The organism is Kribbella endophytica, from assembly GCF_054781295.1.
This window is the reverse complement of sequence record NZ_BAAGUR010000001.1, coordinates 2830282-2847411: the sequence shown is the minus strand read 5'-3', so window position 1 is coordinate 2847411 and position 17130 is coordinate 2830282. Positions and strand designations below refer to the sequence as shown.

Sequence of the window (17130 nt, the reverse complement as noted above, 5' to 3'; positions counted from 1 at the left end):
GGCGACCAACGGGCGGCGCAGCTCGCGCGGCGACGGCGAGGCGGCGGCTCACTGCCCGGACAGGCGGGACAGTACGAGGCCCGCGCCGCCGAGCAGCGCGACGTCGTCGGCAGCCGTGTCCGCCGCGACGACGCGTGGCCGCTCGGCGAAGTCGGCCCAGTCACTGACCGCGCGCAGCCGTTCCTCGATCCGGCCGAGGAACTCGCCGCCACCGACGGCAGCGTCTCCGTGCACGATGTAGAGCCCGGGGGCGAGCAGGTGCTGGACGGACGAGAGCCCGACGGCGAGGTTGTCGGCGTACTCGGCCATCAGTCGGCGCGCCCCGGTGTTCTCCCGGGCGGCAGCGATCAGGTCACCCACGCCGGTGATCTCACCGAGGCCGCGAACCGTCGCCTCCTGCCGCAGCCAGGTCGACGTCGCGATCGTCTTCCAGCAGCCGAGGTTCCCGCACGAGCAACGCCGGCCGCCCACCGCGACCGTGATGTGCGCTCCGCTGCGACCGCCGAGCGGCGCGATCACCTGCCCCTCGTACAGCAGGCCGACGCCGAGCGTGTCACCGGTCGCGACCGAGGCGAACGAGGCGCGGCCGGCGCCCTGACCGAACCAGCGGTCGCCGAGCACCTGCAGCCGGGCCCGGTGGTCGACGAAGACCGGGCAGCCGAGCAGCTTGGTCAGCGAGGCCGCGATCGGGTACCCGGTGAAGCCCGGCCGGTCGTCGATCCGGCGCAGTACGCCGGTCGTGTGGTCGACCAGACCGGCGCTGGCCACTCCGACGCCGCACGGGTTGCTGCCCGCCAGGCAGCCTTCCACCGTGTCCTCCAGCGCGGCACGCAGTACGCCGGGGTCGTCGGTCGCCGGGAACTCCTGCTCGGCGCGCTGGACGATCCGGCCCGCCGGACTCACCAGGGCGACCCGGACCGATCCGGCGAGCAGCTCGACGCTGCCGATCAGGGTCTCGGACCCGACCGCCTGCAGATGCCGGTGCGGGGTGTCGGCCATCGTCCCATCCTGCCTGCGAGCTCGTGCCTGGTACGGCGTACGCGCTCCGGCCTGTTCGATCGGAGCTCGTCGCGATGACTGTACGACACCTCAGCACGCTGCCCCGGGGAGTCGCCAGGACTCTCGCGACGGAGGGTGCGGTCGCCGTCGTACCGATCGGTGCGGTCGAGCAGCACGGCGACCACCTGCCGCTCGGGACGGACTTCCTGCTGGTCGAAGCGGTCCTCGACCGCGCGCTGGAGCAGCTGGCCGACGACGACACCACCTGGGTCCGGCTGCCGACCATGACGTTCGGGCACAGCCCGCACCACCTGTTCGCGGCCGCGGTGAGTCTGCGGCCGTCGACGCTGTCCGACGTGCTGGCCGATGTGCTCTCCTCGTTGAGCCAGACCGGTTTCCGGCGGATCGTGATCGTCAACGGGCACGGCGGTAACGACGAGCTCGTCCGGCTGGCGGTGAAAGCGCACGCCTTGCAGGCGGAAGGAACCGCGGCTGCCTGCTCGTACTGGACGCTCAGCGCGGAGACGACCGCCGAGGCGGCGGCGGCCGAGCGCCCGGAGCGCACGCCCGGCCACGCCGGCTGGTTCGAGACCTCCTTGATGCTGGCCGCGCACCCGGAGCTGGTCGCCGACGACCGACCATTCGTGCCCGCTGATCCGCCCCCGCTCTTCGACCGCAGCCCCGCGCCCGGCCTCACGGTCGAGCGGTACGGCGAGTGGCCGCGCGTCGGCGGCCTCACCGACGACCCCGCCGAGGCGACCGCCGCGATCGGACGGCTGCTGCTCGGCCGCCGCGTCGCGGGCCTGGTCGCCGCCCTGCGCGGGCTCGACCGGGCGACCGCACCTGCGCTCGACGCGGTCCCCGGCCACCGATTCCCATCCACCGACCGCGAAAGAGGTCCTCAGGCATGATCATCACCGGCATCGACGTCCAGGTCGTCAACCTGCCGCTGACCAGTCCGTTCCGCAGCTCGTTCGAGACCAAGACCGGCGAGACCCGGACCGTCGTCCGGATCCGCACCGACGACGGTCAGGTCGGCTGGGGCGAGACGATGTGGGGTGCTCCGGTGGCCCGGCTGACCGAGCAGCTGGCCGCGTCGCTGATCGGCAAGAGCCCGTTCGCGCTGGAGGAGTTCCACGCCACCCACACGATGGTCCCGTTCTTCTACGGGTACGTCGGGTACGCCGCGCTGGCCGGCCTCGACGTCGCCTGCTGGGACCTGATGGGCAAGATCACCGGCCGCCCGCTGACCGACCTGATCGGCGGCCGGGTCCGCGACACCGTCCCGATCACCGCGCTGATCACCCGCGCGGACGCCGCGGACGCGAACGACGCGGACCTTCCGGCCGCGCTCGCCGACCACGCCGCGAAGGTGGTCGCCGAGGGCGGGTTCACCGCGGTCAAGCTGAAGGGCACCAAGGACGTCGACGGCGACGTACGGATCATGCGGGCGCTGCGCGACCGGCTGCCCGAGGCCGAACTGCGCGTCGACCCGAACGCCGCGTGGAGCGTGCCGGAGTCGATCCGGGCCGGACTCCGGCTCGAGGAGCTCGACCTGGAGTACCTGGAGGACCCCTGCTGGGGCATCGACGGGATGGCCCAGGTACGGGAGAAGATCCGGATCCCGCTGTGCACGAACATGTGCGTGGTCGCGTTCGAGGACTTCGCCCCGGCGATGCGGCTCGGCGCGGTCGACGTGATCCACGGCGACGTCTACAAGTGGGGCGGGATCAAGGCCACCAAGGACCTGGCCGCGCACTGCGAGACCTTCGGGCTCGGGATGAACCTGCACAGCGGCGGTGAGCTCGGCATCGCGACCGCGGCGCACCTGGCCGTGGTCGCTTCTACGCCGGTGCTGAACCGGGCGATCGACAGCATGTACTACCTGCACGACGACGACATCATCGACCCGATCCCGCTGCACGGCGGCCGGCTCACGGTCCCAGACGGCCCCGGCCTCGGCGTACGGGTGGACGAGGACAAGCTGGCCCACTACGCCGCGCTCAACGCCCGCGAAGGCGACCTGGTCAAGTGATGCCGGTGATCGAGGAAATGCTGACCGAGGCACGCCGACGCCGGGTGTTCTCGGCGGCGGCCTGGTCGGTGGGCACCGCCGACCAGACGCACAGCCGCGGACTGCTCGGTACGACGGCCTGGAGCGCCGAGGTTCCCGTGACCGAGGACAGCCGGTGGGACCTCGCCTCCGTCACCAAACCCGTGGTGGCGATGGCGGTGCTGTCGCTGGTCGAGGACGGGGTCCTCACCTTGGACGACACGATCGCCGACCACCTGCCGCCGTACGCGGGAACCGACAAGGCCGGGATCCGGATCCGTGAACTGCTCACCCACACGTCCGGCATCCCCGGGCAGCAACCGCTCTACCGCTGGGCCCGGACCCGTGACGAGCTGCTGGCCGCGGTCCGCGCGCTGCCGCTGCTGGGACCGCCCGGCGGTCAGGTCGCGTACAGCTCGCAGGGCTTCATCCTGCTCGGGCTGATCGCCGAGGCAGCCGCCGAGGCGACGCTCGACGTACTGGTGGCCGAGCGGGTCACGCGTCCGGCCGGGATGACGAACGCCGGGTTCGGCGTACCGGATCGTGAGCTCGCCGTGGCGACCGAGGACGATCCTTGGCGTGGACGGCTCGTCCAGGGTGAGGTTCACGACGAGAACGCGGTGGTGCTCGGTGCACCGGCCGGGCATGCCGGGCTGTTCGGCACGCTGGCCGATCTGGAGGCTCTCGGCCGAACGCTGTGCGCACGGGGGTGCGGCGCTGACGGACGGGTGCTGACGGAGGCCGGGTACGACGCGATGATCGCGCCGCGGACCGATCATCTGACGTTGCGGCGGACACTGGGCTGGCAGGGCGTGGACCCTGTCGACTCCGTGGCGGGCGACCTGATCGGGCCCCGCGGCTACGGGCACCTGGGGTTCACCGGGACGTCGTTGTGGGTGGATCCGGAGCGCGGCAACTACGTGGTGCTGCTGACCAACCGGGTCCATCCGACCCGGCAGAACCCCGCGATCGGCCGCGTCCGCCGTACGGTGAACAACGCCGGGTTCGCGCTCGCCGGCCGCTGACCGGATGCGTCGCCGGTTGCTCACGCCGGGTTTTGTCGTTCGGTGGTTGCCTGACGTTCACCTTCGTCTGATGGGGTCCGGCTGAGGAGTTCCCTGAACTGGCGGAGGAGTTGTGAGGCGGACTGCGCCGGGCGTGACCGTACTGGTCGTGTGCGCCCTGCTGGCGTTGCCGGGCTGCGCGGGAGGTGACGCGGGCGCGGTCACCACCGGTACGGCGAACAACGCCGCCGCGCCGGCCGCTCCCGGGCCCGCGACGCCGAAGAGTGCGTTGGCCGCGCTGATCGTCGTACCGGACGGGTACGGCCCGGACGAGCGCGAGATGAGCGGGCCCTTCACGCTGCAGTCGTTCCTCGGCACGATCTCCGGCGTACCGGCCGAGGACCGCGCGCTGCTGCTGAACGCGAGCTTCAAGGACGGCTACCAGGCGGTGCGGATCAGCCCGGACCGCGAGAAGCAGTACACGATCCGGCTGTTCCGGACCGGCTCGAAACGTAAAGCCCAGGATCTGCGCGCCGGCTTCTGGAGCCAGGAGACCTTCAACGGCAAGTTCTCGGTCCCGGGCGTTCCCGAGATCCGCGCCGGCCGCCGGATCGGACCCAGCGGCGTCCCCGACGAGTTCGAGGCCGTCGCCCAGGCCACCTTCGTCACCGGCAGCCTGGTCGCCCAGATCACCGTCCGCCAGACCGGCCCGATCACCGGCGACCTCCAGCCGGACACCACGCTGGTGACCGCCTTGGCCCAGCAGGAGTACAAGCGCCTCACCAGCAAGCCTGCCGGCTGAGGGTCGCGCAGGCGCTACCTGTACTCGGGCTTCGCCGCGCTGGGAGACGGGCGCTCCGGTCCCTAGCGTCGGCGTATGGACAGATCGACGAGGGTTGGGGCGATCGCGTGGGCGGTCGGCGTACTGCAGTTCTTCGTACTGATGGTGGTGGTGCAGCTCGGCTGGGAGACGCCGTACAGCTGGGCGGACAACAACATCAGTGACCTGGGCAACGTTCACTGCGGCGAGTTCGGCGGGCGCTGGGTGTGCTCTCCGCTGCACGACCTGATGAACGTCTCGTTCGTGCTCGGCGGGGTGCTGGTCATCGGCGGCGTGCTACTGACCGCTCGCGCCTGGCCGCGCGGGGTGGTGTCCTGGTTCGTGCGATTGTTGCTCGCAGCAACCGGTGGTGGATGGATCGTCGCCGGGCTGTCGCCGGCCGACGTGAACGAGGACCTGCACGTCCTCGGCGGCGCGGTGGTGATCTTCCTCTTCGGCAACCTGGCTCTGCTGCTCGTGGGTCTGCTGCCGTCCGGCTCGATCACGCGCACCCGCTGGTACGCCGTGGGCTTCGGCCTGCTCGGGGTCGTCGCGATGGTGCTGCACTTCGGCGGCCACGGACTGGGGATCGGCGTCGGCGGGATGGAGCGCGTGACGGCCTACGGCGTACCACTCTGGCTGCTCATCACCGGTATCTCACTCATCCGTCAGCGCGCAGGTAGTGCGCCCAGTAGCCGCGCCAAGGGCCGTAGCGTTCGGACAACTGGATGAGCGCCTCCTCGTCGAGCGCCCGGCCGTAGACGCGGGCGGCGGCCCGCAGGAACTCCTTCTCCGTCGGCAGCTCGTCGGTCCGGCCCAGGCCTCGGATCATCACGAACATCGCCGACCACGGGCCGATCCCTGGCAGCGACAGCAATTGCTCCTTGGCTTCGTCGTACGGCGCATCGCGCAGCTCTTGTTCGGACAGGTCGAGCCAGCGCCGGGCCGCGCCCTGCAGGTAGCCGGCCTTGCGCACGTTGCCGACCACCTCGGCCAGATCGTCGAGCGCCGCCACCTGCTCGGCGTCGGGGAACGCCGGGTGAACGATGCCGTCGGCCTCCAACAGGTTGCCGGTCCGCTCGATCAACGCCGCTTTCGCCTGCACCGCAACAGCTCTCGGCGTCCGCTGCGACAGGATCGCCCAGGCAACGTTCTCCCACGGCGAACTGAACTTCACCTGGTGATACCCGTACAACCGCTCCACCACCGGCCGGAACGCGTCGTCCGCCAGCGCGTAGAACTCCCCCAGCTCATCATCCAAACTCAGAAAGAACCGAACCCGATCCAACGCAGCCTCTGTAGCCGTGTCCCCCCGCGCGCCGGTCAGCCGGACCTCCACCGCGGTCCCCTGCGCCGACACCTCGGCCAGCACGGTCTCCCCACCCACCCGCAACGCCTTCACCAGCCGCCCACCCCCAACCTGCTGCTCCCCAGCAGTAGGCGAGAACCCACCCACAAACCGCAACGACAACCCAAAGTCAAACGGCGCCGCCGCGGTCAGCTGGTGCTCGGAAGAGGTCACAGACCCCACCCTGCCCCACCCCACCGACAATCCACGGGGAGAAACTCGGCTCTCTATCTCACGCTCTTCCCGCCGGCCGCGGCGGGACGTTCCAGCCACGTGATCCGGCGAGACAGCGGCGACCAACCACAAGCGGGTCAGGCGGTGATGCGATCGATGATCAGCGCCTGGGCCTCGTACGGCGTACCGATTTCTACTGCGTCGGCCAGAGACTCCAGCGCGCGCTCGAAGCGGCTCGCGTCGTCGGCGTGGAGGGTGAGCAGCGGCTGACCGGCGGTGACCTCGTCGCCTGGCTTGGCGTGGAGCTCGATGCCCGCGACCGGCGAGACCGGGTCCTCCTTGCGCGCCCGACCAGCACCCAGACGCCAAGCGGCGACACCGATCGACAGCGCGTCCAGGCGACTCAAAACGCCCGACGACTCCGCCTTGACCACATGCTGCTCCGGCGCGATCGGCAGTTCCGCGTCCGGGTCGCCGTCCTGCGCCGCGATCATCCGACGCCACACATCCATCGCCGAACCATCCCGCAGCTTCTCCGCCGGGTCGACATCAGTCACCCCAGCAGCCGCCAACATCTCCGCCGCCAAAGCAACAGTCAGCTCGACGACATCCGCCGGACCACCTCCCGCGAGGACCTCCAGCGACTCGCGCACCTCGAGCGCGTTCCCCGCGGTCAGCCCGAGCGGTGTCGACATATCGGTCAGCAGAGCAACAGTCCGTACGCCGGCATCGGTGCCCAAAGCAACCATCGTCTCGGCCAGCTCGCGCGCGTCGGCGAGGTCCTTCATGAACGCACCCGTGCCGACCTTCACGTCCAGCACCAGCGCGCCGGTCCCCTCGGCGATCTTCTTGCTCATGATCGAGCTGGCGATCAGCGGGATCGCCTCGACCGTACCGGTGACATCGCGCAGCGCGTACAGCTTCTTGTCGGCCGGCGCGAGCCCGTCGCCGGCCGCGCAGATCACCGCGCCGACGTCCTCGAGCTGGTTCATCATCTCGGTGTTCGACAGCGCGGCGCGCCAGCCGGGGATCGACTCCAGCTTGTCGAGCGTCCCGCCGGTGTGCCCGAGTCCCCGCCCGGACAGCTGCGGTACGGCGACGCCGCACGCCGCGACCAACGGGGCCAGCGGCAACGTGATCTTGTCCCCGACCCCGCCGGTCGAGTGCTTGTCCGCGGTCGGCCGGGACAGCTTCGCGAAGTCCATCCGCTCGCCGGACGCGATCATCGCCGCGGTCCAGCGGGCGATCTCGCGCCGGGTCATCCCGTTCAGCAGGATCGCCATCGCCAGCGACGACATCTGCTCGTCGGCGACCGCGCCGCGGGTGTAGGCGTCGATCACCCAGTCGATCTGCCCGTCGCTCAGCTCACCTCGATCACGCTTGGTCCGAATGACGTCCACCGCGTCGAAGCTCACTAGTCCTCCAGGTTCTCCGGCCCGAAGGCCTCCGGCAGCAACTCGCGCAGCGGTCGGCTGCCGGTCTTCGATTCGAGCAGCAGGTTCGGCCCGCCGTGCTCGTGCAGCAGCTGCCGGCACCGCCCGCACGGCGTCAGCAGCTCTTCGTTGTGATCCACGCAGGTGAACGCCACCAGCCGTCCGCCGCCGGTCGCGTGCAGCGCGGAGACCACTCCGCACTCGGCACACAAGGTCAGCCCGTACGACGCGTTCTCGACGTTGCACCCGGCAACCACCCGGCCGTCGTCCACCAGGGCGGCCGCCCCCACGGCGTACCCGGAGTACGGCGCGTACGCGCGACGCATCGCAGCCACAGCAGCAGCCCGCAGAGCTTCCCAGTCGACATCCACCCCACCAGCATCCCCCACCGCCCGCCCCCGCCCTGCGGGCGGGGACGGACGGGAAGAGGAGGAGGCCGAGGCCGGAGCCTGGCCGGAGGCCGAGCTACTCGGTGACGTAGGGCTCACCATCGGCCTTCGGAGCTCTCACTCGGCCGACCAGCCCCGCCACGGCGATCACCGTCGCCAGGTACGGCGCCATCAGCAACAACTCGCCCGGGATCGGCGTCTGGATGATCTGGAGCTGGGACTGCAGCTGCGTCGCGAAGCCGAAGAACAGCGCCGCGACCATCGCGCCGATCGGGTGCCAGCGGCCCATGATCAGCGCCGCGAGCGCGATGAACCCGTTGCCCGCGGTCATCTCCTTCGAGAACGACCCGGCGTACCCGACGGTGAAGAACGCGCCGCCGAGACCGGCCAGCACACCCGCCCACAGGACGGCGGAGTACCGCACCCGCTTCACGCGAATGCCGACCGTGTCGGCCGCCTTCGGGTGCTCCCCGACCGCGCGGACCCGCAGGCCCCAGCGGGTCTGGAAGAGCACGAACGTGACGACGGCGACCGCGAGGTAGGTCAGGTAGACCAGGACCGTCTGGTTGAACAGGATCGGCCCGACGAACGGGATGTCACCCAGCCCCGGGATCTTCACCGCCGACAGCACGCTCGGCGTGTTCAGGCTCTCCGCGTCCTCCTGCAGGAACTGGTCGAACAGGTACCCGGTGATCCCCGAGGCGAACACCACGAGCACAACCCCGAGCACGACCTGGTTCACCAGGTACTTGATCGAGAAGATCGCCAACAGCCACGCCATCAGCACGCCGCTCACCGCGGCGGCGATCAGCGCCGCCGTCGCGCTGCCCGTCGTACTGGACACGACGGCCGCCGTGAACGCGCCGACCAGGAACTGCCCCTCGATCGCGATGTTGATGACGCCGGCCCGCTCGCACAGCACGCCGGCGAGCGCGCCGAGGATCAGCGGGGTCGCGAAGTTCAGCGTGCCCTGGAACTGGTTCGCCAGCGGGAACGTCTTGCCCGCCGCCGCCCAGCACAGGAACGCACCGATGAAGCAGATCCCCAGTACGACGGCCAGCCAGCCCGAGTACTTCTGCGGCACCCGCCGTACGACGTAGGCGCCTGCGGCAACCAGTCCGAGCACGCCGAGGAAGATCGCCACCGGCTGGGCCGGTACGCCGAGCAGGTTGTTCTGCAGGTCGCCGGAGACCAGCTGGAAGGTCGCCTTGCCGCCGTTGGTGAAGATCGCCAGCCCGAACCCGATCAGCGCGAACACCAGCATCAGCCCACCGACGCGCAACCGCCGCGTCCGGTCGGCCGGAGCCTCGATCGCCGCCGGCGCGGGCTCGCGGACCGCGTCCTGAACCTTGGTGTCGCTCATCCGTTCCAGCCTTTCGCGAGGACGGCGCCGATCCCGCGTTCCTTGGGCAGGAAGCGGAAGACCGAGCGCACCAGCGCCGGGGCCGCGACGAACAGCACGATCACGGCCTGCAGGACGGTGGTCAGGGTCAGCGGGGTCTGCGTCTGCAACTGCATCTGCAGACCGCCCGCGTTCAGCGCGCCGAACAGCAGCCCGGCCAGGACCGTGCCCAGCGGCGTCCCGCGACCGAGCAGCGCGACGGTGATCGCGTCGAACCCGATCGAGGCGGCGACGCCGTCGGTCAGCGGCAGATCGGTGCCGAGCACCTGCTGCGTTCCGGCCAGACCGGCGAGCGCGCCGGCCACGACCATCGCGATCAGGTAGGCCCGGCCGACCGACATGCCCGCCGTACGGGACGCGTCGGCGTTGGCGCCGACCGCGCGCAGCTCGAAGCCGATCGTCGAGCGGTTCAGCAACCACCAGACGAAGACCGCGGCCAGCAGCGCGAGCAGGAACCCGACGTGCAGCCGGGTGTCGCCCATCTGCGGGTACTGCGCGTTCGCGTCGACGATCGGGCTGATCGGGTCCTCGCGGCCGGGCCGCTTGAACGCCGTTGTCGTCAGCAACCACTGCAGCAGGTAGATCGCGACGTAGTTGAGCATGATCGTGACGATCACCTCGTGCGCCCCGGTCCGCGCCTTCAGCAGGCCGACCACACCGCCCCAGATCGCACCGCCGATCAGACCGGCCACGATCGCCAGCACCAGGTGCAGGACCGGCGGCAGGTGCCACGCGAACCCGACGTACGCCGCCAGGATCGCGCCGATGATCAGCTGGCCCTGGGCACCGATGTTGAACAGCCCGGTCCGGAACGCCAGCGAGACCGCGAGGCCGCCGCAGATCAGCGGCGTCGCCTGGGTCAGCGACTCCGCGATCGGGTTCATCCCGCCGAGCGCGCCGACGGCGAGGGCCTTGTACGCCTCACCGACCGCGGTCAGCGCGGCGGACAGGGTGTCCAGCGGCGCGGCGCCGAAGTACGAGACGGCGGCCTTCACCTCGTCGTCACCGACGATGATCAGGATGGCGCCGACGACCAGCGCCAGCACGATCGCGCTCAGCGAGACCAGGCCCTGCACCGCCCAGGACGGCAGCCCGCTCGCGGCCGGCTCCTTGACCGGGCTCGCGGGCGCCGGCGTCTGCTCCGGCTCGGTGGCCGTGTCGTTGCTCATCTAGATGGTTCCCAACGTGGTCGGGTTCTCGGTCGCCACGACCTCGGCCTCGCGCTTGGACGCCCCGGCCATCATCAGGCCGAGCTCGTCGCGAGGGGTGTCGGACGGTACGACGCCGACGACCTTGCCGCGGTACATCACCGCGACCCGGTCGGCCAGCGCGGCGATCTCGTCCAGCTCGGTGGACACGATCAGCACCGCGGTGCCCTGGTCGCGTTCCTTCACGATCCGGGTGTGCAGGAACTCGATCGAGCCGACGTCCACACCGCGGGTCGGCTGCGACGCGACCAGCAGCTTCAGCGGCCTGGACAGCTCCCGGGCCAGCACGACCTTCTGCTGGTTGCCGCCGGACAGCGACGAGACCGGCAGGTCCGCGCCCTGCGTGCGGATGTCGAACTCCTCGATCCGGGCGTACGCGTTCTTCTCGATCTCGTCGGTGCGCAGCGACAGCCCGCGGCCGAACGGCTCGTTGCGGAACAGGTCCAGCACCAGGTTCTCGGCGACGGTGAAGGAGCCGACGTTGCCGTCGTGGCCGCGATCCTCCGGCACGTACCCGATCCCCGCGTCGAGCCGGTCCCGTGTACTCCGGCCGGTCAGGTCGGCGCCGTCCAGCGAGATCTTGCCGGCCGCGATCGGGGTGAGCCCGAGCAGCGCCTCGGCGAGCTCGGTCTGACCGTTGCCCTGGACACCGGCCACGGCGAGGATCTCGCCGGCCCGGACCTCCAGGTCGACCGCGTCGACGGCGGTGAAGCCACGCTCGTCGATGACCGTCAGGCCCTCGATCGTGAGCACCGCGGCACCCGGCTGGGCCGGTTCCTTGTCCACCACCAGGTCGACCGCGCGGCCGACCATCAGCTCGGCCAGCTCTTCCTCGGACGCCGACGGCTCGGCCTGCCCGACCACCTTGCCCCGGCGGATCACGGTGATCTTGTCCGCGATCGCCTTGACCTCCTTGAGCTTGTGGGTGATGAAGACGATCGAGGTGCCGTTCTCCTTGAGCTGCCGCATCACCGTGATCAGCTCGTCGATCTCGGCCGGGGTGAGCACCGCGGTCGGCTCGTCCAGGATCAGCACCCGGGCGTCGTTGGTGAGCGCCTTGATGATCTCGACCCGCTGCTGCACGCCGACCGGGATGTCCTCGACCAGCGCCTCGGGATCGACCTCGAACCCGTACCGGTCGGACAGCTCGGTGACCAGCGCGTGCGCCTTCTTGCGGTCCAGCACACCGCCGGCGTGGGTGTTCTCCCGGCCGAGCATGATGTTCTCGGCGACGGTGAAGACCGGGACCAGCATGAAGTGCTGGTGCACCATGCCGATGCCGTGACCGATCGCGTCGCTGGGCGAGGTGATCGCGACCTTCTCGCCGTCGATCACGATCTCGCCGGAGTCGGGCTGCAGCAGCCCGTAGAGCATGTTCATCAGGGTCGACTTGCCGGCTCCGTTCTCACCGAGCAGGCAGTGGATCTCGCCCGGTTCGATCACCAGGTCGATGTGGTCGTTGGCGACCAGCGAGCCGAAGCTCTTGGTCAGCCCCGAGAGCTCTAGATGCATCTGCGGCCTCTCTTCAGACGGCGAGCCAGGAAGGCGACCCCGGTGGGGGTTCTGCCTTCCTGGCTCGCACCGTACTACGGAGATGTCTCCAGGGTCAGGAAGCCTTCGGCTGCGCCTTCGACGCGACCGGGACCTTGCCACTGACGATGTCGGTCTTCAGCTGCTCCAGCTCGGCCTTCAGCTCGGCCGGAACCTTGCTGTCGAACTCGTGGAACGGCGCCAGCGACGTACCGCCGTTGTCGAGCGTGCCGATGAACTGGCTGTTGTCGAACTTGTTGTCGACGACGGAGACGACGGCGTCCTGAACGGCGACGTCCATGCCCTTCTTGACGCTGGTGATCAGCACCGAGCAGTACTCCGCGGCGCTCTCGCAACCGTCGGTGTCGACCCAGATCGCGTTGACCTTGCCGTTGCTGGCCTTGGCCGCCTGCAGACCGCCCAGACCGGACGGGCCGGCCACCGGGAAGATGATGTCGGCGCCCTGGGTGATCAGGTTCTGCGCGGTGTTCTGGCCCTTGGCCTTGTCCTCGAAGTCACCGGTGAACAGACCGGACTGCTTCGCGTCGTCCCAGCCGAGCACCTGGACGTTCTTGCCCTTGGCCTGGTTGTAGTAGCGCACGCCCTCGGCGAAGCCGTCCATGAAGATGGTCACCGGCGGGATCTTGATGCCGCCGAAGGTGCCGACCTTGCCCGAGGTGGACATCGCGGCGGCCAGGTAGCCGGCCTGGAAGCTGGACTGCGCGGTGTTGAAGCCGAGCGGCTTGACGTTGGCGATCGGCTTGGCCGGGGCCGAGTCGACGATCGCGAACTTGATGTCGGGGTTGGCCGTGGCCGCCTTGTCGGTGGCGTCCTCGAGCTTGAAGCCGACCGCCACGATGACCTTGCAGCCGGCCTGGACCATCGCGGTCATGTTGGTCGGGTAGTCGTTGTCCGACTTCGACTCGGCCTTGACCTCGGTCAGGCCCTTGTCCTTGACGGCCGCCTGGAGACCGGCGTACGACGTCTGGTTGAACGACTTGTCGTCGAACCCACCCGAGTCGGAGACCATGCAGGCCTTGAAGTCCTTGTTGGCGCTGCCGCCGGCCGAGTCCTCGGTCGGCTTGCTGCCACACGCGGCGACGGCGAGCGTCACCGCGCCCACGATCGCCAGTCCCCGCACGTACTTCTTCACCGGACGTCTCCTTCGTCGAACCGATTGCTTTGTACGCGGCACACCTTCCCCAGCGTGCCGCATCCGCAGACTATAGGGGCCGGTGTGGCCTTCTTTGAACGTCAAGACGGCCTCGATACCGGAAAGTGACCGGCGCTTTCGTCACAACTCCGCAACTTCTCCGGATCGGTCACGGTCCGCGCCTCCCGGATCACGCAGCGCCTTCCTTCGCCTTGTCGCGGGTTAAAGTGCGATCACCCTCGGTGACCGCCGAGCCGCCCGCTCCGTTCGAAGGATCACTGCATGTCAGCAGCCCGTACGACGGGGGCGCTCGTGCTCCTGCTCGCCCTGCTCACAGCCTGCGACGGCGAGACCTCGGCCGCACCGCCCGCCGCGCCCAGTCCCGCCTCCACGACCCCCGGCGCGACGGCGGCTCCGACGTCCTCCCTCGGCACGCCGCCGCCGACCGGCCCGGACGTCTCGGTCCAGCTCGATCGGACCGACGTCGCCGTGGCGACCAGGTCCGGCAAGGGCCCGGACCCGAACTCGTTCAAGATCAAGGCGGCACCGAAGTACACGCTCTACATCCGCTGCGCCGGCGGCGGCGCCCTGCAGGTCCACTCGATCGGCACCGGCACCATGATCTCCACGCCCTGCGACCAGGTTCGGTCGCGGCACCAGGTCATCACCGACGCCGCCGAGGAGACGCTCACGATCAGCGCGCCGGCCGCTGCCACCTGGACGGTGGTCGTTGCCTCCCCGAAGTCCATCAGCACCGGATGAGATGATCGGCCGATGGGAAACTCGCGCCACCTGTTGCTGTCCGACGTCGCGGCCCGCGTCGAGGAGGTGCGGGAGCAGTCGATCGCCGTACGGCGTGACCTGCACGCGCACCCGGAGCTCGGATGGCACGAGGTGCGCACGACCGAGGTGATCAGGCAACAACTCGTCGACGCCGGGCTCTCGCCGCAGGTGCTGCCGACCGGGACCGGGCTGATCTGCGACATCGGGTCGGGCGACTCCTGCGTCGCGCTGCGCGCCGACATCGACGCGCTGCCGGTGCCGGACGCGATCGACAACCCGTGGCGTTCGACGATCGACGGCGTCGCGCACGCCTGCGGCCACGACATCCACACGTCCGCGCTCGTCGGAGCGGGGCTGGTGCTGGCGGGGATGGCCCGCGACGGGCTGCTCGACCGGCGGGTGCGGCTGATCTTCCAGCCCGCCGAAGAGGTGATGCCCGGCGGCGCGCTGGGCGTGATCGCGGCCGGCGGTCTGGACGGCGTACGGCGGATCTTCGGGCTGCACTGCGATCCCCGGCTGCAGGTCGGCCAGGTCGGCCTGCGGGTCGGCGCGCTGACCGCTGCGGCCGACCGGATCCTCGTCCGGCTGACCGGTCCGGGCGGGCACACGTCGCGGCCGCACCTGACCGGCGACCTCGTCTACGCGCTGGCGACGCTGGTCACCGAGCTTCCTGCCGCGCTGTCCCGCCGGGTCGACCCGCGGGCGGGCATGTCGCTGGTGTGGGGTCGGATCACGTCCGGCTCGGCCGCGAACGCGATCCCGGCGCGCGGCGAGGCCGAGGGCACGCTGCGCTGCCTCGACGTGAGCGCCTGGCGGCTGGCCGCCGAGCTGATCCCGGGGCTCGCCGAGCAGTTGGTTGCGCCGTACGGCGTACAGGTTGATACCGAGGTCACGCATGGCGTGCCGCCGGTGATGAACGACCCGGCCGCGATCGAGGTGTTCCGGACCGCGGTGTCGCAGACGCTGGGAGAGGACGCGCTCGCGCAGACGGATCAGAGCCTCGGCGGAGAAGATTTCGCCTGGTACCTCGAGCATGTGCCGGGTGCGATGGCTCGGCTCGGCGTACGGCCTGTTGGTCAGGAGAGCGCGGCTGACCTGCACACGCCGGGCTTCGACCCGTCCGAGGACGCCATCACCCTCGGGACGAAGGTGCTGGTGTCCTCGGCGCTGCTCGACTAGAACGCATCGGTGGGGACGTAGACGCCCCAGACCTCGCGCAGGGCGTTGCAGACCTCGCCGACGGTCGCGCGGGCGTGCAGGGCTTCCTTCATCGGGTAGAGGCAGTTGTCGTTGCCTCGGGCAGCGTTCTGCAGGTCGGTCAGCGCCTTGTCGACGGCGGCCTGGTCGCGTTCGGCGCGCAGCTTCTCCAGCCGGGCGACCTGCTGGGCCTCGATCGCCGGGTCGACGCGGAGCGGCTCGTACGGCTCCTCCTCGGCGGCCTTGAACTTGTTGAGCCCGACAACGACCCGTTCGCCGCTGTCGATCTCCAGCGCGATCTTGTACGCCGAACGCTCGATCTCCTGCTTCTGGAAGCCCTTCTCGATCGCGGCCACCGCGCCGCCGAACTCCTCGACCTGGTCCATCAGCTCGCGCGCCGCGACCTCGACCTCGTCGGTCAGCGCCTCGACGACGTACGAGCCGGCGAACGGGTCGACCGTCGCGGTTACGTCGGTCTCGTAGGCCAGCACCTGCTGCGTCCGCAGCGCGAGCCGGGCCGCCTTCTCGGTCGGCAGGGCGATCGCCTCGTCGTACGAGTTGGTGTGCAGTGACTGCGTGCCACCCAGTACGGCGGCCAGGCCCTGCACGGCGACGCGGACCAGGTTGACCTCGGGCTGCTGCGCGGTGAGCTGCACGCCGGCTGTCTGGGTGTGGAAGCGGAGCATCAGCGACTTCGGGTTCTTGGCGCCGAACTCGTCCCGCATCACCTGCGCCCAGATCCGCCGGGCGGCGCGGAACTTCGCGACCTCCTCCAGCAGCGTGGTCCGGGCGACGAAGAAGAACGACAACCGCGGCGCGAACTTGTCGACGTCGAGCCCGGCGGCGACGGCCGCGCGGACGTACTCGATCCCGTCGGCCAGCGTGAACGCGATCTCCTGCGCGGGCGTCGCCCCCGCCTCGGCCATGTGGTAGCCGGAGATCGAGATCGTGTTCCACCGCGGCAGCTCGGCCTGGCAGTACCCGAAGATGTCGCTGATCAGCCGCAGCGACTCCTTCGGCGGGTAGATGTAGGTGCCGCGGGCGATGTACTCCTTGAGCACGTCGTTCTGGATCGTCCCGGTCAGCTTGTCGCCGCTGACCCCCTGCTCCTCCGCGACGAGTTGGTACAGCAGCAACAGCACCGAGCCCGGCGCGTTGATCGTCATCGAGGTCGACACCTGATCCAGCGGAATCTTGTCGAACAGGATCCGCATGTCGTCGATCGAGTCGATCGCGACGCCGACCTTGCCCACCTCGCCGTGCGCCAGCTCCGCGTCGGAGTCGTACCCCATCTGCGTCGGCAGGTCGAAAGCCACCGACAGCCCCATCGTCCCGGCGTCGATCAGCTGGTGATACCGCTGATTCGACTCCTTCGCCGTCCCGAACCCGGCGTACTGCCGCATCGTCCACGGCCGCTGCGTGTACATCGTCGGGTAGACCCCCCGCGTGAACGGGTACTGCCCCGGCTCCCCCAGCTTCTCCGCCGGATCAAACCCGTCCAGCGGCCCGTACACGGGCTGAAAGTCCGATCCGGACTCGGTCTGATGGCTCATCCCCCCACGGTAAGCCGCCCAGTGCTCGTACTGGTACGCCCACCCTGGTGAGATCGAGCACGCACCGTGAGCGAGGTCTCACCT

General features: G+C 70.0%; 16 protein-coding genes. 7 read left to right on the top strand and 9 right to left on the bottom strand.

The window, feature by feature from the left end:
- Positions 1-48: 48 nt before the first annotated feature.
- On the bottom strand, positions 49-999 hold the full coding sequence (locus ACYVIO_RS13590; RefSeq protein ID WP_460651082.1) for an ROK family protein: 951 nt from the start codon (positions 997-999) through the stop codon (positions 49-51).
- A 74-nt stretch (positions 1000-1073) separates the two neighbouring features.
- On the opposite strand from ACYVIO_RS13590, the gene ACYVIO_RS13585 reads away from it, so the two are divergent.
- From ACYVIO_RS13585 to ACYVIO_RS13565, 5 genes are all read left to right on the top strand, one after another.
- Positions 1074-1910 carry a creatininase family protein gene (locus ACYVIO_RS13585; protein WP_460651081.1) on the top strand — a complete coding sequence of 279 codons (837 nt, stop codon included), beginning with the start codon at positions 1074-1076 and terminating at the stop codon, positions 1908-1910.
- On the top strand, positions 1907-3034 hold the full coding sequence (locus tag ACYVIO_RS13580) for a mandelate racemase/muconate lactonizing enzyme family protein (protein WP_460651080.1): 1128 nt from the start codon (positions 1907-1909) through the stop codon (positions 3032-3034). Before ACYVIO_RS13585 ends, ACYVIO_RS13580 begins: the two co-directional genes overlap by 4 nt.
- Complete coding sequence (locus ACYVIO_RS13575; RefSeq protein ID WP_460651079.1) at positions 3034-4077, top strand: serine hydrolase domain-containing protein; 1044 nt, start codon at positions 3034-3036, stop codon at positions 4075-4077. The genes ACYVIO_RS13580 and ACYVIO_RS13575 overlap by 1 nt, the downstream gene beginning before the upstream one ends.
- A gap of 112 nt (positions 4078-4189) precedes the next feature.
- A complete protein-coding gene (locus tag ACYVIO_RS13570) occupies positions 4190-4858 on the top strand; it encodes a hypothetical protein (protein ID WP_460651078.1) in 669 nt (222 codons plus the stop codon).
- 75 nt (positions 4859-4933) lie between these two features.
- On the top strand, positions 4934-5608 hold the full coding sequence (locus tag ACYVIO_RS13565) for a DUF998 domain-containing protein (RefSeq protein WP_460651077.1): 675 nt from the start codon (positions 4934-4936) through the stop codon (positions 5606-5608).
- Here ACYVIO_RS13565 and ACYVIO_RS13560 read toward each other — a convergent pair.
- From ACYVIO_RS13560 to ACYVIO_RS13530, 7 genes are all read right to left on the bottom strand, one after another.
- Positions 5538-6398 carry a DNA-3-methyladenine glycosylase family protein gene (locus tag ACYVIO_RS13560; RefSeq protein WP_460651076.1) on the bottom strand — a complete coding sequence of 287 codons (861 nt, stop codon included), beginning with the start codon at positions 6396-6398 and terminating at the stop codon, positions 5538-5540. The two genes, ACYVIO_RS13565 and ACYVIO_RS13560, sit on opposite strands and share 71 nt — an antisense overlap.
- A gap of 137 nt (positions 6399-6535) precedes the next feature.
- Entirely contained in the window at positions 6536-7813 is a 1278-nt protein-coding gene (locus ACYVIO_RS13555; RefSeq protein WP_460651075.1) for a thymidine phosphorylase, read from the bottom strand.
- Positions 7813-8202 (bottom strand): cytidine deaminase, encoded by a 390-nt coding sequence (locus ACYVIO_RS13550; protein ID WP_460651074.1) that lies wholly within the window; start codon positions 8200-8202, stop codon positions 7813-7815. Before ACYVIO_RS13550 ends, ACYVIO_RS13555 begins: the two co-directional genes overlap by 1 nt.
- 94 nt (positions 8203-8296) lie before the next feature.
- On the bottom strand, positions 8297-9583 hold the full coding sequence (locus ACYVIO_RS13545; RefSeq protein ID WP_460651073.1) for an ABC transporter permease: 1287 nt from the start codon (positions 9581-9583) through the stop codon (positions 8297-8299).
- Positions 9580-10791, bottom strand: a complete 1212-nt coding sequence (locus tag ACYVIO_RS13540; protein WP_460651072.1) for an ABC transporter permease — start codon at positions 10789-10791, stop codon at positions 9580-9582. Before ACYVIO_RS13540 ends, ACYVIO_RS13545 begins: the two co-directional genes overlap by 4 nt.
- Complete coding sequence (locus tag ACYVIO_RS13535; protein ID WP_460651071.1) at positions 10792-12342, bottom strand: ABC transporter ATP-binding protein; 1551 nt, start codon at positions 12340-12342, stop codon at positions 10792-10794. It abuts the gene before it with no gap.
- Positions 12343-12436: 94 nt separating this feature from the next.
- On the bottom strand, positions 12437-13513 hold the full coding sequence (locus ACYVIO_RS13530; RefSeq protein ID WP_460651070.1) for a BMP family lipoprotein: 1077 nt from the start codon (positions 13511-13513) through the stop codon (positions 12437-12439).
- Between the two features lie 282 nt (positions 13514-13795).
- On the opposite strand from ACYVIO_RS13530, the gene ACYVIO_RS13525 reads away from it, so the two are divergent.
- Together ACYVIO_RS13525 and ACYVIO_RS13520 are read left to right on the top strand one after the other, a co-directional pair.
- Positions 13796-14275 (top strand): hypothetical protein, encoded by a 480-nt coding sequence (locus ACYVIO_RS13525; protein WP_460651069.1) that lies wholly within the window; start codon positions 13796-13798, stop codon positions 14273-14275.
- Positions 14276-14287: 12 nt separating this feature from the next.
- Complete coding sequence (locus ACYVIO_RS13520; RefSeq protein ID WP_460651068.1) at positions 14288-15475, top strand: amidohydrolase; 1188 nt, start codon at positions 14288-14290, stop codon at positions 15473-15475.
- On the opposite strand, the gene ACYVIO_RS13515 is transcribed toward ACYVIO_RS13520, so the two are convergent.
- The gene (locus ACYVIO_RS13515) at positions 15472-17046 is read right to left on the bottom strand and encodes an acyl-CoA mutase large subunit family protein (protein WP_460651067.1); all 1575 of its coding nucleotides are present in this window, start codon (positions 17044-17046) and stop codon (positions 15472-15474) included. The two genes, ACYVIO_RS13520 and ACYVIO_RS13515, sit on opposite strands and share 4 nt — an antisense overlap.
- Positions 17047-17130 lie beyond the last annotated feature (84 nt).